The 14,928-nt window shown below is 35.0% G+C and carries 15 protein-coding genes; 8 read left to right on the top strand and 7 right to left on the bottom strand.

The features are described from left to right. The first annotated feature begins 243 nt into the window (after nt 1-243). The 4 genes from alaS to FLAK523_RS00725 all read left to right on the top strand — a co-directional run bounded on the left by alaS (nt 244) and on the right by FLAK523_RS00725 (nt 5,419). Nucleotides 244-2,880: an alanine--tRNA ligase gene (alaS, locus tag FLAK523_RS00740; RefSeq protein ID WP_248905338.1), complete on the top strand. Its 2,637-nt coding sequence runs from the start codon at nt 244-246 to the stop codon at nt 2,878-2,880. 156 nt (nt 2,881-3,036) lie between these two features. After that, nucleotides 3,037-3,807 carry a hypothetical protein gene (locus tag FLAK523_RS00735; protein ID WP_248905336.1) on the top strand — a complete coding sequence of 257 codons (771 nt, stop codon included), beginning with the start codon at nt 3,037-3,039 and terminating at the stop codon, nt 3,805-3,807. 32 nt (nt 3,808-3,839) lie between these two features. After that, complete coding sequence (locus tag FLAK523_RS00730; RefSeq protein WP_248905334.1) at nt 3,840-4,796, top strand: GSCFA domain-containing protein; 957 nt, start codon at nt 3,840-3,842, stop codon at nt 4,794-4,796. Between the two features lie 2 nt (nt 4,797-4,798). Next, entirely contained in the window at nt 4,799-5,419 is a 621-nt protein-coding gene (locus FLAK523_RS00725; RefSeq protein ID WP_248905332.1) for a DUF4230 domain-containing protein, read from the top strand. 61 nt (nt 5,420-5,480) lie between these two features. Here FLAK523_RS00725 and FLAK523_RS00720 read toward each other — a convergent pair whose 3' ends face one another. Then, complete coding sequence (locus tag FLAK523_RS00720; protein WP_248905330.1) at nt 5,481-7,238, bottom strand: aromatic amino acid hydroxylase; 1,758 nt, start codon at nt 7,236-7,238, stop codon at nt 5,481-5,483. Nucleotides 7,239-7,669: 431 nt separating this feature from the next. After that, nucleotides 7,670-8,077 (bottom strand): hypothetical protein, encoded by a 408-nt coding sequence (locus FLAK523_RS00715; RefSeq protein ID WP_248905328.1) that lies wholly within the window; start codon nt 8,075-8,077, stop codon nt 7,670-7,672. Between the two features lie 88 nt (nt 8,078-8,165). On the opposite strand from FLAK523_RS00715, the gene FLAK523_RS00710 reads away from it, so the two are divergent. Together FLAK523_RS00710 and FLAK523_RS00705 are read left to right on the top strand one after the other, a co-directional pair. Continuing rightward, the gene (locus FLAK523_RS00710; RefSeq protein WP_248905327.1) at nt 8,166-8,729 is read left to right on the top strand and encodes a hypothetical protein; all 564 of its coding nucleotides are present in this window, start codon (nt 8,166-8,168) and stop codon (nt 8,727-8,729) included. Next, nucleotides 8,722-9,258 carry an IS630 family transposase gene (locus tag FLAK523_RS00705; RefSeq protein ID WP_248902447.1) on the top strand — a complete coding sequence of 179 codons (537 nt, stop codon included), beginning with the start codon at nt 8,722-8,724 and terminating at the stop codon, nt 9,256-9,258. The genes FLAK523_RS00710 and FLAK523_RS00705 overlap by 8 nt, the downstream gene beginning before the upstream one ends. Here the strand turns inward: FLAK523_RS00705 and FLAK523_RS00700 are convergent. Continuing rightward, complete coding sequence (locus FLAK523_RS00700) at nt 9,225-9,731, bottom strand: hypothetical protein (RefSeq protein ID WP_248905324.1); 507 nt, start codon at nt 9,729-9,731, stop codon at nt 9,225-9,227. The two genes, FLAK523_RS00705 and FLAK523_RS00700, sit on opposite strands and share 34 nt — an antisense overlap. A 344-nt stretch (nt 9,732-10,075) precedes the next feature. Between FLAK523_RS00700 and FLAK523_RS00695 the strand changes: the two genes are divergently transcribed. Together FLAK523_RS00695 and FLAK523_RS00690 are read left to right on the top strand one after the other, a co-directional pair. After that, the gene (locus FLAK523_RS00695; RefSeq protein WP_248905323.1) at nt 10,076-10,330 is read left to right on the top strand and encodes a hypothetical protein; all 255 of its coding nucleotides are present in this window, start codon (nt 10,076-10,078) and stop codon (nt 10,328-10,330) included. After that, a complete protein-coding gene (locus FLAK523_RS00690) occupies nt 10,327-10,620 on the top strand; it encodes a type II toxin-antitoxin system RelE/ParE family toxin (RefSeq protein WP_248905321.1) in 294 nt (97 codons plus the stop codon). Before FLAK523_RS00695 ends, FLAK523_RS00690 begins: the two co-directional genes overlap by 4 nt. Nucleotides 10,621-10,680: 60 nt before the next feature. Here the strand turns inward: FLAK523_RS00690 and FLAK523_RS00685 are convergent, their stop codons facing one another. Genes FLAK523_RS00685 through FLAK523_RS00670 form a run of 4 tightly spaced genes read right to left on the bottom strand, consistent with a single transcriptional unit; the run spans nt 10,681 to nt 14,852 of the window. Then, the gene (locus tag FLAK523_RS00685) at nt 10,681-11,811 is read right to left on the bottom strand and encodes an esterase-like activity of phytase family protein (RefSeq protein WP_248905319.1); all 1,131 of its coding nucleotides are present in this window, start codon (nt 11,809-11,811) and stop codon (nt 10,681-10,683) included. A gap of 8 nt (nt 11,812-11,819) precedes the next feature. Continuing rightward, nucleotides 11,820-12,227 (bottom strand): group III truncated hemoglobin, encoded by a 408-nt coding sequence (locus FLAK523_RS00680; RefSeq protein ID WP_248905317.1) that lies wholly within the window; start codon nt 12,225-12,227, stop codon nt 11,820-11,822. 59 nt (nt 12,228-12,286) lie between these two features. Next, complete coding sequence (locus FLAK523_RS00675) at nt 12,287-12,820, bottom strand: DUF4136 domain-containing protein (protein WP_248905315.1); 534 nt, start codon at nt 12,818-12,820, stop codon at nt 12,287-12,289. Between the two features lie 49 nt (nt 12,821-12,869). Then, nucleotides 12,870-14,852 (bottom strand): urocanate hydratase, encoded by a 1,983-nt coding sequence (locus tag FLAK523_RS00670; protein WP_248905313.1) that lies wholly within the window; start codon nt 14,850-14,852, stop codon nt 12,870-12,872. Nucleotides 14,853-14,928 lie beyond the last annotated feature (76 nt).

The following is a 14,928-nucleotide window of genomic DNA, read 5'->3' as shown; positions in this document are numbered from 1 at the left end:
TGAAGAATAAATATAATAATGTGCCTATTCCAGCTATTCGTTTCAAGTTCTCGTCTTGAAATCTTTTTTTCTGCTGCGCTGGCAGGAGCTTCCTCTGGTCGCTCTGCCACCACAAGAAAAAATAAATTTCAAAACAGCGAAGCTTTACACTACTATCTGGGGCAAATAAATTAAAAGATTGAATGATTTAAAGATTAAAAAAATCTTTAAATTTTTGAATCTTTAAATGTTTAAATAAAAAAAATGAAATCACAAGACGTACGTAAACAATTTCTAGACTTTTTTCAATCTAAAGGACATTTAGTTGTTCCTTCGGCTCCTATAGTTTTAAAGGACGACCCAACACTGATGTTCAATAACTCAGGAATGGCTCAGTTCAAAGAATTTTTCTTAGGAAACGCCATACCAAAAAGCAATAGAATTACGGATACCCAAAAATGTCTTCGTGTTTCAGGAAAACACAATGACTTAGAGGATGTAGGTTTCGATACGTACCACCATACCATGTTTGAGATGTTAGGGAACTGGTCTTTTGGTGATTATTTCAAAGAAGAGGCTTTACCTTGGGCTTGGGAATTCCTAACCGAAGTTTTAAAATTAGATAAAGACCGTTTGTATGTTTCCGTTTTTGAAGGAAACGAAGTAGAAAACGTGCCTTTTGACCAAGAAGCATTTGATATTTGGAAACAATTTGTTCCTGAAGACCGAATTATCCTTGGAAACAAAAAAGATAATTTCTGGGAAATGGGAGATCAAGGACCTTGCGGACCTTGTTCTGAAATTCATATCGATTTACGTACTGATGAAGAAAGAGCTGCTGTTACTGGTAGAAGTTTAGTAAATGCTGATCATCCTCAAGTAGTGGAAATATGGAACAACGTATTTATGGAATTCAACCGTAAGGCCGATGGTTCATTAGAAAAATTACCTTCTAAACACGTAGATACAGGAATGGGATTTGAGCGTTTGTGTATGGCTATGCAAAACGTGACTTCAAACTATGATACGGATGTGTTTACGCCACTTATTGAAAAAGTGGAACAAATCACAGGACTAAAATATACTTCAAACGAAGTAAAAGACATAAGCGAGGAACAAAATAAAACGAATATCGCTATTCGTGTAATTGTTGATCACGTTCGTGCTGTAGCTTTTGCTATTGCTGATGGGCAATTGCCATCAAATACCGGAGCGGGATATGTAATTCGTAGAATATTGCGTCGTGCAATTCGTTATGGATTTACATTTTTGAATATCAAAGAAGCTTTTATCTATCAATTAGTGGAAGTTTTAGCAAACCAAATGGGAGAGTTTTTCCCGGAAATAAAATCACAACAAAATTTAGTGACTAATGTAATTCGGGAAGAAGAAGCTTCTTTCTTGAGAACATTAGATCAAGGTTTGCAATTGTTGGAAAATGTAATTGCAGAGACAAAAGGAAACGAAGTTTCAGGTGCTAAAGCATTTGAATTGTATGACACGTTTGGTTTTCCAAAAGATTTAACTGCCTTGATTTTAAGAGAAAGAGGTTTGGAGTTAGACGAAGCTGGATTTGATGAAGCTATGCTTGCTCAAAAAACAAGATCACGTGCTGCTTCAGAAATGACAACAGATGACTGGACCATACTTGTGGAAGGAAATACGGAAACTTTCGTAGGATATGATCAAGTAGAATCTGAAGCTAGAATTACTCGTTATAGAAAAATTGACAGCAAGAAAGACGGGGTTTTATACCAAATCGTCCTTAGTTCAACTCCTTTCTATCCTGAAGGCGGTGGCCAAGTAGGTGATAAAGGAAGTTTAGTTTCTGCAAACGATTCAATAGATATATTAGATACAAAAAAGGAAAATAATTTAATTCTTCACTTTTCTAAAAAATTACCTGAAAACGTAAATGCAGTATTTGTTGCTCAGGTAAATACTAAGTTAAGAGCTGACTCTTCTAAGAATCACTCGGCGACACACTTAATGCACCAGGCATTGCGTAGTATTTTAGGAACTCATGTAGAACAAAAAGGTTCATTGGTAAACCCAAATTATTTGCGTTTTGACTTTTCTCATTTTTCTAAAGTTACTGATGAAGAATTACAACAAGTGGAAAGTTTTGTAAATGCAAGAATTCAAGAGCAATTATCTCTAATAGAACGCAGGGACATTCCTTTCGTACAAGCGGTTGAGGAAGGTGCTATGGCTTTGTTTGGAGAGAAATATGGGGATTATGTACGTGCCATTAAATTTGGTGACAGTATGGAATTGTGTGGAGGAATTCACGTTAAGAATACAGCTGAAATCTGGCATTTTAAAATCACGAGTGAAGGAGCAGTTGCTGCAGGAATTCGTCGTATTGAAGCGATTACAGGTGATGCTGTTAAAGGATATTTTGCTTCTCATGAAAATATGCTTAACGAAATCAAAGGCGCTTTAAAAAATCCACAGGATTCTCTAAAAGCAGTTGTTTCTCTTCAAGAAGAGAATGTAAAATTGAAGAAACAGTTGGAAGCTCTATTGAAAGAAAAAGCGAAGAACATGAAAGGTGATTTGGCGAAAGAGATACAAGAAATAAACGGAATTCAATTTTTAGCTAAGCAAGTAGATTTAAATCCTGAAGGAGCAAAAGACTTGGCTTATGAATTAGGAAATTTAGGGACTAATATGTTTTTAGTTTTGGCTACAGCCGAAGAAGGGAAACCAATGTTGAGTTGTTATATATCTAAGGAATTAGTTGCCGAAAAAAGCTTAAACGCAGGACAAGTTGTTCGTGAATTAGGTAAGTACATCCAAGGTGGTGGAGGTGGACAGCCTTTCTTTGCAACTGCGGGAGGAAAAAACGAAGCGGGAATTCAACAAGCTTTAGAAAAGGCGATTGAGTTTGTGAAATAATACGAAGGAACCTTTTCAGAGTTTAAATTCTAAAAGAGTTGTTTCTTTAAATATTTAGTTTAAAAAACCAAATTATCATTTCTCAAGATGATTATTTGGTTTTTCGTTTGTAAACAATATAATACAAATAAATTTTAATTACCTTTGCCAAAAAAAATGAAGAAAATATACTCACTCTTATTAATCTCTTTGTCAGTGCTTTACTCGTGCTCTGATGGTGTGGATAATAACCTAAAGCTATTGAAAAAGGTGGTGGAAGTGTCTGATAATGGTTCTTCAGAAACTACTTTGTATACTTATGACGATAATAATATTGTTAGTATTGATGGCGTTCATAAAAAAATTGAGTTTACCTATACATTTGATTTGATTACAAAAATTGTAACCTTAAATAAGGTAAATCAAGAAAAGGGTACAGTTGAATATAGTTATAGAGAAGGGAGATTAGTAAAGGCCGACTTTATAAATAAATATGTAATGAATTATCTGTACAATACAGATGGTACTATTTCTTATGAGAAACTGGTAAAAAACCCTGAAAATCTATTTGTTAGAGAGTATCACGGAGTTTTGTTTTTTGACAATAAGAATTTCACGAAAGACGAAAGGATATTAGATAATATAGGAGTGGGAGTTATCGCAAAATACAGTATTGGATTTGATTATGATGATAAGAAAAGTCCAATGTTAAATGTTATAGGATTCAATAAGTTATACGATCTTAAAGATGCGGTGTCGATTAATAACAGTTTGATAAGTACCGAAATTAATAGCGTCGAACAAAATGACCAAGTTATTACGGCAGCCAAGTATTACAAAAGCACTTATAAATATGATGCTGAAGGATATCCTATTGAGAAAATTTCAGAGACTGGAAATTTAAATAATACAACACCCGTTTATATAAAATCACAATTTTTCTACTAATAAATACTTAAGTTTGTAGAAATAAAAAATGTATGCATTTCAGAACCGAAATACCCATATCTAAAAGTAGTAATACAATAGATTATAATTCTAGAGTGGTCTCTCTAGGTTCTTGTTTTGTAGAAAATATGGCGGATAAATTCCAGTATTTTCAATTTCGAAATACAACTAATCCTTTTGGGATAATTTTCAATCCTGTTTCGATTGAGAAAATTATTAAAAAAGTAGTATCTGAAACATTATTCACTGAAAATGATGTTTTTTATCATAACGAAAGCTGGCATTGTTTTGATGTGCATTCTGATCTGAGTAATGAAAGTAAAGTTGAATTATTGGAGTCATTGAATTCGATTCTAAAATCAACCAAAACGCAAATAGAGACCGCTTCTCATGTCATTATTACATACGGAACTTCGTGGGTTTATAAGAATGTGGAGAGCCTTGAAGTTGTAGCCAACTGTCATAAAGTACCTCAAAAACAATTTACCAAAGAGTTGTTGTCTATTGCCGTGATTAAGAAAAGTATTGAAAATACAATACAATTAATTGCTTCGGTTAATCCAAAAGCAAATTTCATTTTTACCGTTTCCCCTGTTAGACACATCAAAGACGGTTTTGTCGAAAACCAGTTAAGCAAATCACATTTAATAGCTGCGATTCACAGTGTATTAAACACTGAACACGGAACACTGCAAACTGAATATTTCCCTAGTTATGAAATTATGATGGACGAACTCCGTGATTATCGTTTTTATGCTGAGGATATGTTGCATCCAAGCCAAGCCGCAATAGATTATATTTGGCAACGTTTCAAGGATACTACTATTTCCGAAACCGCTTTTTCTACTATGGAGGAAGTTCAAAATATTCAAAAAAGTTTGTCTCATAGACCATTTAACCCTAAATCAGAAAGTCACTTGAAATTCGAAGAAAAACTCAAGTCTAAAATCACTAAATTGCTTTCTCAATATTCATTTATGAAGTTTTAATTATGTTCAAAAGATTTATTGTTTTTTTCGCGTTGATAGCTGCAGTTGCGTTATCATTCAAATATTGTGAGTTTAAAAAAGAGGATGATTCAACAAGTATTGATGGCACAGGCTTGATACAGCAACAAATACTTAATGTAGGCAAACTAGTCGTAACCGAAGGGCATTTCTCTGAAGTGATTACATATAAAAATCAAGAAAAATACTTGATGGGAATGGTGTCTTTCGATAAAAAAGCATTAATTGTCGTTAATGCTGATGTGACTGTTGCGTATGATTTACATTTAATGAAATACGATATTGATGAGAAAAATAAAGTTATTACAATAATCTATATTCCTGAAGAAGAAATTAAAATTAATCCTGATATTAAATTTTATGATGTGGAACAAAGCAAACTGAATCCTTTCACGGGAGATGATTATAATAAAATAAACAAATCAGTTAAAGCAAGTTTGACTAAGAAAATCCAGAAATCCACTTTAAAATCGAATGCTCAAAATAGATTGATAAGTGAGTTGTCTAAATTGTTAATTACAACTAATAGTTTAGGCTGGACTTTAAAATATAAAGGGAATGTCATTGAATCCGAAAAGGATTTCAATCAGAAAGTGAAATTGTAACTTTAAATAAAAAGGCTGTCTTTATTACAAAGACAGCCTTTCATTTTTTATATAGAATTGTTTATGCTTTTTGTGTGTCTAAAATCAACTCCAGTCCACCGCTAATTAAATGAGCTACTTCAGGTCTTTTTATTTTTAGACTTTCAAGATGTGATAATGCTTTTTCTAAAAGTTGAGGTTCGTTTCTGTCTTTCAAGAGCTCAGTGATTTCAACGGACAGTAACCAGTCATTAGGATGCTCTGATTGTAGTTTATTGAAAATAGAAGCTAATGATGTGTCCATATCTTTTGACTCTCTTATGGCACGAACTTCCAAGTATAGTTTCTCTAATTCATCACGTTCTTTAGTGTGAGTTGCTTTAATGGTTTTGCTAGATGGCATATGCGAGATCAAATCAAAACTATTCATGTCAGCAGGGCCAGAAAAAGCCGAAACCACTTTTTTTCCAACTGCCATGTCGTATACTCCCCATTCCGGTTGAAACAAAATAGTTTCTCCGTGAGTCACTGTACAATTTTTGAAACGAATAAGGATAATTTCTCCTTGTAAATTTCTGGAACCAGTAATGATTTCCCCTTCTACCGTTATGCCGCCTTCAAATTCAAGTTTTACCTTTTTAGATTCCAGGATGTCATAAGCATTTAAGTCTTTCGGACTCATTTCCTCAATGGCAAGATTGATTCCTTTTAGTCTTCCTATTGGGCTTCCAAAACCTTCTAAATGAGAAGTCGTTCCGTGACCTACTAGCTCTTTTTCACGAGAAGCCAAAGCCGTTTTTCCAGTAGTTTGTATGTAAATTGGTTTGCCTTCATAAGCGATTACATTGGTGAAAACACCTGAAATTTGCAAACCAGTACTCAATTCAATAGTTCCCAATGCAGTAGAGTTGATCAATTTTTCTATTCCTGATAAACCTCCTGTGCGTAAGGCCATTTTATTGGCAAACTCTTCTAGAACCAAATTCAAATAGGCAAAAGTAGGAGTGACATACAACTGCGGTTGCAGTTTTGTAATATCGAAACTCTGATAGGCTGCCGAAATATCATAAGGTATTTTCTTTACGTTTTCTGTCATACACCAAGCGCTTTCGCCAATGGAGGATAACAAACCAGCGCCATAAATTTTTGGGTCTTCCACCCTTCCTATCAGTCCGTATTCCACGGTCCACCAGTGCAGGTTTCTTATTTGTGCCATTTCTGACAGTTCACCCATATTGTTTTGTAAATCTTCCACCGCTTTTTCAGCTTCGTCGATAGTCGCTTGCGGAGTGCCTTCGGCTTCTTTCACGATCGAAAGCAAACGGATCGCTTCATACATTTGATAATCCTTGTCCGAAGAAATCGCTTTACAACCTATTTCTCCAAAACGGCGTAAATATTCCGCATATTCCGGATTAGCAATAATAGGCGCGTGTCCAGCACCTTCGTGAATAATATCCGGTGCGGGCGTGTATTCTATATGTTCTAGCTGACGAATGTCAGACGCAATAACGAGTACATTGTATGCTTGAAACTCCATAAAAGCGTTAGGCGGAATAAATCCATCCACAGCCACGGCAGCCCAACCAATTTCCGTAAGAATACGGTTCATACCGTACATACTTGGAATATTGTCAATTTCAATCCCCGTTTTCTTCAATCCTTCTAGGTAAGAACTATGCGCCACTTTCGATAGATAATCCACGTTTTTACGCATCACATAACGCCAAACCGCTTGGTTAATAGGAGTGTAGTCGCTATAATCCTGAGGCTTAATAAATTGCTTCAAGTGTTTAGGCAAACGGTCTAATAATGGATTAGTTTCAATAGTTGCATTCATGTCGAAAACGTTGTAGTTAAGTTGTAAAAGTACGAATTCTGGGAGCTATTTCCCGTTTTTCATTGCAAGTTTTTTTGAACCCCTTTGTTTTTCTAAAGTTCCCGCAGGAGCTAATAAAAAGGGGTATTCCTAATTTCTCCCTTTCCTTTGGAGAGGGTTGGGGAGAGGAGTCACTCTGCGGCAACAACAAAAACCAAAAGGGTTTCTGTAAAAAGCTTTTCATTTCACTCGGGGCTAGGGGTGGTGGGGTTTAATTTGAGATTTGGTAATTCAAGATGATTTTGATTTAGCCTGTCATCCTATGTCCTATGTTTGCATGAACTAAGAAAAGATGAAAATAGATTAATGCAAACCGTGTTGCAAACGCTACGATTGTGCTATAAATTAAGACAGGCACTCGTTACAAACGAGAGCCAGTGGGGGGATGGGTTTTATTTTTTTGTGTTTTTCCGTAAGCTATATTTATCAACTTCAGAATAATGAATAGCGTGATCTTGTCTAATATCTCTTATTTGTTTTTTTATGTTTTCATGTGTTTTAGTATCAAAGTCAAAATCACTTAGAATAATCAAATCATTATATTGCTCTCTTAGCCATTTATATTTCTCAAAAACATCTGAATTCTCGAAGCTCGAATCTAACCCGTTTACTATCACATTACGAATATTTTTCAAACTTGAAATCATATTTTCATTAGTCATTTCTTCCCAACTGTCTATTACTTGGTAATAAATCATTTGGTGAAAACCTATGCAACCATCTTGAAATCTATTTACATATTGATGATATGGATATCTATGTCTTTTTTCTTGAAGTGGATAATTTAATTCTTTTATCAATTTATCCGACAAAACTATTCTTGGGTACTTTGCATTTTTATACCAAACGAAAATATAATATATACCAATTTTGATAATTGGTTTTTTTATGTTATATTTGGACTATATTATAAAAGTAATCATGGCGCATGCAAAAATTTTGGTAATTAAGGAAACCGAAAAAGAAATAAAAAATCTGCTCAAACAATCTATTCCGTTTATTGGTCAACGTTTGAGAGTTCTGCTGATTTTGAAGCAAAACGAAAAAGTAGGGATTTCTAAACGTGAGGTTGCTAAATTAGCTGTGGTTGACCCTAATAGCGTTCAGAATTGGAGGACATTATACCTTAATTCTGGAATTGAGGGTTTGATGAAGCATCAAAAAACAGGTTTTAAGCCGTCGGCTTTTAATGCTATTGAACACAATATGTTGGAAACAAAACTCAACGACCCTCAAAATGGACTTCAAGGCTATGTTGAGCTTAAAGATTGGATTGAAAAAGAATCAGGGAAGACTTTCAATTACAATACGTTGCTTTATTATTGCATCAGGAATTTTAAATCAAGTGTAAAAGTAGCCCGCAAAAGTCACAAAAAGACGAAGATCAGGGAATCTCTTTTAAAAAGACTTCGGACGAATCTGTCAAGAAATAGCACTAAATACGGTGGGTGATTTTGACTCTGTAAACTTGTATTTTCAAGATGAATCGCGTTTTGGTTTGTTCACTCGAAACGGAAAATCAGTTACTGCTATTAGTGTTAAGCCGATTTGTGCTTTCCAACAAGTTTTTAAATCAACTTGGCTTTCTGGAGCTTTTTCGCCCATAACTGGAGACCATTTTCAATTAATACTCCCACATTGCAACGCTGATAATTTTCAAGTTTTTTTAGATAATTTCTCAAAGGAAAATCCGAAAGAACTCAAAATAATGGTGCTGGATAATGGAAGGTTTCATAAGGCAAAAAAATTAATCATTCCTGAAAATATTGTTTTGGTTTTTCTACCACCATATAGTCCAGAACTTAATCCCGCTGAAAAAATGTGGGCAAAATACAAACGAGAATTTTCTAATAAATTTTATAATTCATTGGAAGATGTAGAAGATTTCATTACTAATGTCGTAAAAGCTACAAGCAAAAAAGAGGTAATGAGTATCTGTGGATATAGCTATGTATTTTTAGATAAAATTTGGGCCATATAATACATGTGTTTGGTATTAGTTTCAAGTAAATACGCATCAATTAGACCTTGCCCGAACACAGTTCCATTGTTGTTATGAATAATATTTCCAATCGTTAGTCCACCTCGAAATAGTATTCCTTTTTCCATTAAAACGGAACCAATATACGCTAAGTTGACTATTAATGTCGAAGCCATTTCATTTACATTGTCGTTAACTTTTACTGATATGACAATACTATCTGAAAATGCCGTTGTATTTGTCTTGCCACGGATGTCAAAGTAATCAACGCCTTTTTTTTGCGCGTCTTCTTCTATTTCTACAAATTTTAAGCCCCAATTATCTGATATTTCCCAATCTTTTAAATATTCAAGTACAGAATATAGCAAAGTAATTTTTGCAGTATCATTTTCAGATTGTTTAACTATTTCTTTGAAGCCTAAGATATCAATGAAAGCAATTATTCGACGTTCGTATGTTAATTCTTTTGACATCGATTTATCGTTTTTAAAGGTCGTTGTTTTAGCTTTGCTACTAACTTGTATATTGGCGAAAGTAAACTTCGCAAATCTACCCAAATTTGGATGCTTATACGAAGTTCTATTTCTCTTTTTTTATTTTTTAAAAGTAAAATTTATTTACCGAAAAATCTCATAAATTAAATTTTGTTTTAAGCCTGTTTCAAAAGCAGTAACTATTCGTTTAGTAATGTTACGGGAAACCGTAAACACCGTTTTGTGATTACAATTATCTCAGGGTTTACTTTTACAAAGTGAAATACTATTTAAGTATCTATAAATTAATTTACTGAAAATTGTATCTTTACAATATAAAATAAATGGAGATGAATATTGAGGCTCATAAAAACCAGTTGATAAAAAAACTAATAGATGTTCAAGACGAAAAACTCTTGGATAAAATTGACGCTATTTTAAATAGTGATTTCAATGTTGCTCAAAGTATTGACGGTGTGTCTTTGACAAAGTCACAATACATTGCGCATATAGAGTCTATAAGTGAATCGGTTGCTGATGGTGCCGCAACATATACATCTGAGGAAGTTCGAGCTTCTATTTTATCGAAAAAGAAATGACTGTAGTTTGGTCAAAGGAAGCAAAAGATTCCCTTTCTAAAATATATTTGTATATTCTGGATGATAGTCCTCAAAATGCTGAAATGGTTTTAGATAAAATAATAACATTAGCGGAGTCTCTAAATGATTCCCGTTATGAATTTGCAATGGACCCAATTATTAATAAAGAAAGGTTTCGTCATATTAGCATCTGGTCTTACAAGATTATTTATGAGCGAAAACAAGATTCGGTCTTGATTCTTGATATCTTCAATGGAAAGCAAAATCCAAGTCTTTTAAATAAATATTAAAAAAAAATCCGCAACACCACTGTTACGGATTTTAATAATTTTAAAGTAAAACAACTCTTTTTACTCCACTTCAAAAAGTAGCACTTGCGTTTTTTGTTTGTCTGAAAAATTATTATCCGATACAAAAAGCAGCGATTGCTTGCCATTAGCGAGTTTAGGACCAAAAGTCAATCCTTCGATATTATCGATAAAAATACCCAAATCATCCATATTCAGGATCAATTTTTTAGAAGCCAGCGTAATGTTTTGGTCTTGTAAGGAAGTGTTGTTTTTTACATTGGTTGCCTTGGTAAAATCGCATAAATACACTTTTACAGTACAGGCTTGCCTACCTACCGAGTAGGAGCGTTCAACTACTAAAAGTCGGTTTTCGTCATAATATTGTATTGCTGATATTCCGTTGACAGCAAAAGCAGTTTTCGGGTTGGGTTCGTAGGCAATAGGATCCAAAAGATAGCCGTATTGCGCCGTGTTTTTTCTTGATTTCACATCAAATTGATAGATCCGTATCAAGCCCCCTTTTTCCGTTGTTGCTGCTTTGCCGTCTTCGTATAAAGGCTCTTCTACGTTAGCATATAAAGTAGTGTAGTTTTTATCAAATGTAATTCCTTCCAAAACACCATTGCTGCGAGGTCCTTTTTCCTCTTTTTGCATGCTTAGGTTTGCTGGTAAATCAAATTCATTTACAAAGTTACCGTTCAAATCAGATGTTTGAATGGCAGGGTTTTGAATTACCGAAAAATCTTTGGCAACTACACGAGCTCCTTCACTGGCCCAAACCAAACTATTTGTTTTAGGATTGTAACGCATATCTTCAGGATCGATTGAAGATGCTGGTTTTTTCTCCCAATTGCTATATTTTTCTCCAGCTTCATTTTTAAAAAACAAGACGTTCTTAAAAGCGATACTATCTATTTTATTGGAAGCCAAATGAATTTTGGCGGTATAAAAACGGGCATCATTGTATATGGATCTGTCGTCGCTAATTAAATAATACAGGTCGTTTTTAACATCATAATCAATACCTGATAATCCGCCAATTACCGTGTTTTTAAATACCTGATTGAATGGAATTTCAACCGTGTTTACCAATTTAAAAGAGGGAATTGTTTTTGCTGTTTCGGTAGTTTTTAAACCTGAACACGATAGTAAGGCAAGCGGTAAAAAAGCCAGTAATAATAATTTGCGCATGGAGTAAGTTATTTTGGATTTAAAAGATCCCCTTTTTGTTCTGCATTTCTAAAATAGTCAATTTTGTAATTGAACATTTCCGCCATATTCTTGGCTCGTAATTTTGCTTCGTCTGCAATAGGGCCCGTGAACAATCCATCTACTGTTTCGGTAAAAATTTCCATCCAGCGGTCAAAATGTTCTTTGGCAACCGGTAATTGTTTGTGTGGAGGAAAAGGACTTCCTGAATAGGAGTGTACTTCCAGTAAGATGGTTTGCCAAAAGCGGTACATTTTTTCCAAGTGTTCTGGCCAGCGATTCGCTATTTTCTCATTAAAAATAGGACCAATGAATTCATCTATTTGAACTTTCGAATAAAAGCCATCTACCAGTAATTTTATGTCTTCTAGGGTTGTAATGTCTGTACGTACTGTCATAATATAGGTATAAAAAAAGCCTACACAAAGGTAGGCTATTATATAGAAATAATGTTTTACTATTTAGATTTTGGAGGGTACAATTCTAATATTTTAGCAACATATTCGTTAATTTGTTTTTCTTTATTATCACGGTTTTCAGATAGATAACCAATTCCTTCCCCTTCCCAAACTAATTCTTTTTTCTTGGCGTCAATTAAATCAATGAATAAGGTGCCTTCAGTTGAAGAGGTAACATAAGATTGACCGCCCCAAAGGTATGGGTTCCAACCCCAACCCCAACCATAACCCCATCCTGCGTTGAATTGGTTAACGTCGAGTCTTTCTCTTTCTTTGGTCATTATGTTTACCAATAAATCTGGATTTTCGCTTTTGCTCATTCCTTTTTTACTAAGTTCGGCATCTATGGCTCGAAGAATTCGTTTTTTGTCTAGTTCGGATATTTGAACTTTATCAATTCCTTGTTTATGAAAAGCATAGGTTTTGTATTGACTAAAATCTACGTTTTTATCATAGTCAGAATATACTCTTACTGAGCTGCAAGAACTAAGTAGAAAGATTATAAGTACCGGGAGTAATTTAATTGCTTTCATAGTGTAGTTGTTTAATTACTAAATACATATTAAAGATACGCTCAATTTCTTAAAAATCCAATAAACTGTCTGAAACTAAATTAGGAAGTGTGACTTTCAATAAAGGTTGTGACTCCATTGCTCTTTTAATTGCAAAAATAGCGCCTTCATTTCTAGCCCAACTTCTTCTTGATATTCCGTTATTGACATCCCAGAAAAGCATTGATTCTAAGCGTCTTGATGCTTCTTTAGATCCATCAAGAACCATACCGAAACCACCATTAATTACTTCTCCCCATCCTACACCGCCTCCATTGTGGATAGACACCCAGGTTGCCCCACGGAAACTATCCCCAATCACGTTTTGAATCGCCATGTCGGCTGTAAAACGGGATCCGTCATAAATGTTAGACGTTTCTCTATAAGGAGAATCTGTACCTGATACATCATGATGATCACGACCTAGAACTACTGTTCCTATATCACCTTTGGCTATAGCCTGATTAAAAGCTTCTGCAATTTTTACACGACCTTCAGCATCAGCATAAAGAATTCGAGCTTGTGAACCTACAACGAGTTTGTTTTCTTGAGCTCCTTTGATCCATTGGATGTTATCCTGCATTTGTTGCTGAATTTCAATAGGTGCTGTTTTTGCCATTTCTTCCAAAACTTGACAAGCTATGTTATCTGTTTTTTGAAGGTCTTCCGGGTTACCGGAAGCACAAACCCATCTGAATGGACCAAAACCATAATCAAAACACATAGGTCCCATAATATCCTGAACATAACTTGGGTACCTGAAATCTATTCCGTTAGGAGCCATAATATCTGCACCAGCACGTGATGCTTCCAGTAAGAAAGCATTTCCGTAATCAAAGAAATAAGTTCCTTTCGCCGTGTGTTTATTGATGGCTTCGGTATGTCTGCGTAATGTTTCCTGTACTTTTTCCTTGAATAATTCGGGGTTATTGGCCATCATTACATTAGCCTCTTCAAAAGGAATGTCGACTGGATAGTATCCTCCAGCCCAAGGATTGTGTAATGAGGTCTGGTCAGAACCTAGATCGATATGGATGTTTTCAGTGTCGAATTTCTCCCATACATCAACAATGTTACCCAGGTAAGCGATCGATATCACTTCTTTATTGGCTTTCGCCAAAGCGACTCTTTTTACTAATAAATCCAAATCTTCAATCACTTCATTAACCCAACCTTGACTGTGGCGAATGTGTGTGATTTTTGGGTTTACTTCGGCGCAAACCGTGATGCAACCTGCAATATTACCTGCTTTTGGTTGTGCACCACTCATACCACCCAGTCCTGAAGTGACAAATAAGCCTGACTCAGTACTACGTTTTATTTTACGGAAACCATTTAGAACGGTAATAGTTGTTCCATGGACAATACCTTGTGGTCCAATATACATATAACTACCTGCAGTCATCTGTCCGTATTGAGACACTCCCAAAGCATTCATTTTCTCCCAGTCATCCGGTTTAGAATAATTTGGGATTACCATTCCGTTTGTCACTACTACTCTTGGCGCCTCTTTATGAGAAGGGAATAATCCCATTGGGTGACCGGAATACATAGTCAATGTTTGCTCATCAGTCATTTCCGATAAGTATTTCATCGTCAATAGGTATTGAGCCCAGTTTTGAAAAACTGCTCCATTACCACCATAAGTAATTAGCTCATGAGGATGTTGCGCCACTGCATAATCCAGATTGTTCTGGATCATTAACATAATGGCTTTTGCTTGTTCGCATTTTCCAGGATATTCCTGAATAGGGCGGGCGCGCATTTCATATTCCGGACGCAAACGGTACATGTAAATCCGACCGTAAGTTTCCAGTTCTTCTTTAAATTCTGTGATTAATTCAGCGTGATGTTGTGGCTCAAAATAACGCAACGCATTTTTTAAGGCCAGTTTTTTTTCGTCGGCTGATAATATTTCTTTACGTTTTGGAGCGTGATTGATGTCTACCTCATACGGTTTTGGTTGAGGTAATATAGTTGGTATTCCTTGTTGGATTTGTTCTTGAAAAGTCATTTCGAATGTAGTTTCGTTAATTGGTATAAGGGATTGAATATTAAATGAGTCAAGGAAAACAATTGCTTCCTCAGAC

The organism is Flavobacterium sp. K5-23 (assembly GCF_023278045.1).
GTDB lineage: Bacteria > Bacteroidota > Bacteroidia > Flavobacteriales > Flavobacteriaceae > Flavobacterium.
This window is presented reverse-complemented; position numbering and strand designations above follow the sequence as displayed.